At 47.7% G+C, this 398-nt stretch carries 1 protein-coding gene; it reads left to right on the top strand.

The window, feature by feature from the left end; genetic code table 11:
- Positions 1-248: transposase (locus B4920_RS25910; RefSeq protein ID WP_139379648.1), on the top strand; the 248-nt coding region annotated here is incomplete at its 5' end.
- Positions 249-398 lie beyond the last annotated feature (150 nt).

Here is a 398-nt window from a genome sequence, read left to right as displayed (position 1 = left end):
CCGGCAAGGTAAGAACCTTGAAACAGCATCCACGCAAGAACAAAACGGCCATCAACATCGAATACATGAAAGCCAGCATCCGGGCCAAGGTGGAGCACCCATTTCGCATCATCAAGCGACAGTTCGGCTTCGTGAAAGCCAGATACAAGGGGTTGCTGAAAAACGATAACCAACTGGCGATGTTATTCACGCTGGCCAACCTGTTTCGGGTGGACCAGATGATACGTCAGTGGGAGAGATCTCACTAAAAACTGGGAATAACGCCTTAAATGGCGAAGAAACGGTCTAAATAGGCTGATTCAAGGCATTTACGGGAGAAAAAATCGGCTCAAACATGAAGAAATGAAATGACTGCGTCAGCCGAGAAGAATTTCCCCGCTTATTCGCACCTTCCCTAA

This window comes from Zoogloea sp. LCSB751 (genome assembly GCF_002028455.1).
Taxonomy (GTDB): domain Bacteria; phylum Pseudomonadota; class Gammaproteobacteria; order Burkholderiales; family Rhodocyclaceae; genus Zoogloea.
Note: the sequence above shows the minus strand (reverse complement) of the source record. Positions and strands in the feature narration are given on the sequence as shown.